General features: G+C 43.6%; 5 protein-coding genes. 1 reads left to right on the top strand and 4 read right to left on the bottom strand.

What is annotated here, in order from left to right:
- Positions 1-553: GRP family sugar transporter (locus HP456_RS21050; RefSeq protein ID WP_216663375.1), on the bottom strand; the 553-nt coding region annotated here is incomplete at its 3' end.
- Between the two features lie 396 nt (positions 554-949).
- On the opposite strand from HP456_RS21050, the gene HP456_RS21045 reads away from it, so the two are divergent.
- The gene (locus HP456_RS21045) at positions 950-1,855 is read left to right on the top strand and encodes an alpha/beta fold hydrolase (RefSeq protein ID WP_172254767.1); all 906 of its coding nucleotides are present in this window, start codon (positions 950-952) and stop codon (positions 1,853-1,855) included.
- A 39-nt stretch (positions 1,856-1,894) separates the two neighbouring features.
- Here the strand turns inward: HP456_RS21045 and HP456_RS21040 are convergent, their stop codons facing one another.
- The 3 genes from HP456_RS21040 to HP456_RS21030 all read right to left on the bottom strand — a co-directional run.
- Positions 1,895-2,425 carry a DUF3221 domain-containing protein gene (locus tag HP456_RS21040; RefSeq protein WP_172254765.1) on the bottom strand — a complete coding sequence of 177 codons (531 nt, stop codon included), beginning with the start codon at positions 2,423-2,425 and terminating at the stop codon, positions 1,895-1,897.
- Between the two features lie 49 nt (positions 2,426-2,474).
- Positions 2,475-3,269 carry an SDR family NAD(P)-dependent oxidoreductase gene (locus tag HP456_RS21035; protein ID WP_172254763.1) on the bottom strand — a complete coding sequence of 265 codons (795 nt, stop codon included), beginning with the start codon at positions 3,267-3,269 and terminating at the stop codon, positions 2,475-2,477.
- Positions 3,270-3,284: 15 nt separating this feature from the next.
- The coding region (locus HP456_RS21030; protein ID WP_172254761.1) for an MBL fold metallo-hydrolase at positions 3,285-3,771 on the bottom strand (487 nt) is incomplete at its 5' end.

The raw sequence follows: 3,771 nt of genomic DNA, 5'->3' as shown, positions 1-3,771 counted from the left end.
TAGCCTGTGGTAATATGGCTTCCCATCCGTCGATTTTGAACCAGCGGACAATGACGACATAAGCTATGTATCCGAGACTTGAAATAAACAATGTAAGAAGCCCTTTCTTTAACTGTTGATTATCTTTGTCCTCTGATTTTTGGGTGTAGGAGGTCAAGACCACTCCAATGATCAGGGCGATGACCGCACCGCTTCCGAGCATGATTGTTTCCACGGTGGTCCACTCTTTAAACACAAGGACACCGAATAAGGTGGTACCGATCAATTGCATACCTGTAGAAATGGGCACGGTTTTCGCAACCCCTATAAACTTGACGCTGGCAAGTTGATTGACTTGTCCCACAGCCCAAAACACTCCTGAAATAAAACCGACTCCCCACACGAGCATCGATAATTCCGGCGATTTAAAAAAGAAAACACCTGCTGCGAACAACAGGGACCCGATTGTGATTCCAACCGTCTGACTATAGGCAGTCCCGCCAAGCTTCACGCTTACAAACACAAGGCTTCCCCATGCAACTGCGGGGATCAGGGCTAACAAAATTCCTGTCATATCTTCACTTCCTTTTACATATCTGACACTAGTTTTCCACTGAAGGTAAAAAATAGGCATGATTTTAAAAAAACACCCCGCCATTTCTTCCATATGCATTGATGCATACCCGTAATTTATGCTGAATAATCGCTCTAGAGGTGGAAGAATGCAGAAACAGTTATTTTTAAAAAGATCGAAAAAACCTATTTACAATAAAAGAATGGAGTGCCGATGAAGGAAGATGATTGTACTTTATATAAAGAAATCCTGAAACGGATGAAGGAAGATCGGAAACAAAAATACATGAAGTGATTGAGGGAATTTCTATGAATACCTTGTAGGATAATCCTTTCTGTTGAAGGGTTTTTTCATTTTTTAGGAGAATTATGTAAGAGTGAAAAGGAGATGACTCAATTGGATTATTGGATTCGGGCTGCCATCACCTCCCTCTTATTTCCGGCAAGCATCATCAATACTCTATTAAGCAGGAAAGAAAAGCAGCCGCCCCCGGGTAAATTAATACTTACTGAAAGAGGGATATTTCATGTAATCGAGAAAGGACAGGGGCCGGTTACCGTTCTAATGGATGCAGGGTTATCAGGTCAATCCCTGCATTGGCATAGGGTACAGGAAATCTTGAGCAGACATACCCATACTATTTCTTTCGACCGCAAAGGGTACGGCTGGAGCTGCAAAAGGAAATATGGGGACGGAATTAACACCGTGAAAGACATGGAAGCCATTGTATCCGCGTTAGGCGTGAATTCCCCGATAGTGCTTGCGGGCCATTCTTACGGAGGACTGAACGTCCGCTTATTTGCAAGTGAAAACAGAGAAAGGGTGAAGGGGATCGTCTTCGTGGATGCTGTTGGTGAGGGTAGATATCTGACAGGCGGATTCGATTCAAAGAGAAAGAAGGAATGGCAGAAAAATCTCGTGATGATGAAAGTCGGCCATTACACTGCCTACATTGGGCTGCCCCGTCTGCTGAAGATGAAGGTAGGCGGAAAATACATTTTCCCTGAGCTGGAGAAGTACCATTCCTGCGTCGGCTACAGCCCAAAAGCTTATGAAGCGGTATACAAAGAATTAAAGGACAGCAATGTAACCGCTCAGCAGATATTGTACAGCCGCCCCCTTGACCGGTCGCTTCCGCTGACAGTCATTCAATCAGGGAATGAGTCAGGGGAATGGACAGGGTATCAGGACAGGCTGAAAGAACTTACAGACCATGTGACCGAAATAAAAACAACTCACGGACATAATATTCATATGGAAAATCCCGAACTCGTAGCAGATGCTGTGCTAAAACATATCTAATCATACCAAAAAGAGCGGATCTTTAATGACCGCTCTTTCTCATTCATTGACAGTTGTTGATATGGGGACGATGACACGTCTATCGTCAATACTGACTAGCACATGTACCTCCCTGTTAAGGGATAAATCTTTAAAGCGCAGGGAATACATGCCTGTCGGGTTTTTTTCCATAGACTGCATCACCACTTGGGAAAAACGGGGATCCTTTACGACAAGTTCAACTGCGTCTCCCTGTTTTTCACTTTGTTCATCAGTCAGCAAAATGAATTGATCTGCAGCAGCACTGGCTGGAAACGATTCTCCGGCGACCCCATCGAACTTCACCTTGATCTTCTGACCGATTTTTAAATCTTCACTATGTAACGATTTGTCTTTATCAGATTGGAATTCTGTTTTATTATCAAAGGTAAACCATACGTCGTTAATCAGCACTTTACTATTCTCAAGATCTATATCAGTCGCAAAGCCTATGAAATTTTCATTGTGCTGAGGCTTGCCGGCACTACCCGAATGACATCCGGTTATGAGAAATAAGACACACAGCATGAATAAGATGGACTGTTTTTTCATAGACTCCCTCCTCATAAGATTAGACGTACTAAAGCACTATTTGGTTTCACTATTTTTTGAAAAAAAGTTTATTTCCTACTTTTTCTACAAAAGATGGAAATAGTTGATAAATGACACTTCCCGCATTCATCCAGCCCGGCAGATTAATTTCCCTTCTATTTGTAAACAGGGAATCGACCACTTTTCCTGCGACTAAATGAGGGCTCAACATCCATTTATTAACATTATTTACATATGTTCCAGATTCATCGGCAATCGAAAAAAAGTCGGTGGCAATCGGTCCGGGATTGACGGCAGTCACTTGGACCCCATAGCGGGCAGCTTCCATCCGCAGACTATTGGTGTACCCGAGAACCGCATGTTTAGATGCTGAATAGGCACTCGATTTAGGGGTAGCGAATTTCCCCGCCTGAGAAGCTATATTGATGATGTGCCCAAAGCCGTTCCTGTGCATATGGGGAAGGACCTCCCCTGTACATGCCATCAAGCCGAGAACATTTACTTCAAACATCCCTTTCACAACTGAGAAAGGGGCTTCGTGTGCTTCTTTGAATATCCCAAATCCGGCATTATTGATTAAGCCGTGCACTTCTCCGAAATCATCCATGATCGTGCTAAAAACACCGGGTATTTCGTCGTATTGAGCTACATCCAGCGGATAAATTTCCACTTTCGTCTTGTATTTGGTTTCGACCGTTTGTTTCAGCTTTTCAAGCAAGTGCAGACGCCGGGCAATCAAGGCAAGATTCCCTCCGTTTTCAGCCACTTTCAATGCCATTTGTTCCCCGATCCCGCCGGATGCACCTGTAATGATAATGTTCTTCCCTTTGATTCTTTGGTTCAAATCAATTCACCCCGATTACGCATAATAGTAGTAAACATTGTTTTGTTTTTCTTTCCGGATGGATCCGATAGATTCAAGATAATCCAGTTGACCGATTGTTTCCGATAAGGTAAGTCCGAGCTCCTTTTGATAAACGGAAGGAAATAAACGTTTGCAAATATCAAAAACCGTTTGCTGTTTACCTTGCAGCATACCCAGGACCGATCCGGCTCTTTCCTCCTGTTTCGCAAGTCTCTTCGGAATCAGGGCATGAACATCATCGACTTCTTTCCCATGACCGGTATAGGCGTATGATATGGGAATGTTCATTAGCTTTTTCAACGAATCATTGTATTGAAGAAGCGGCTTTGTTCGCTCTGTCCCTCCTTCAAAAGGAGGCTCGATGATTGGATTGGGAGAGATATGGACGAGGATATGATCTCCCGCTATCATGACCCCGTCACTTTCCCGGTAAAAAGAAAGATGACTTTGGGCATGCCCAAGAGTTTCAATGACCTTCCAT

Source organism: Bacillus haikouensis, assembly GCF_013179555.1.
Taxonomy (GTDB): Bacteria; Bacillota; Bacilli; order Bacillales; family Bacillaceae_B; genus Rossellomorea; species Rossellomorea haikouensis_A.
This window is presented reverse-complemented; position numbering and strand designations above follow the sequence as displayed.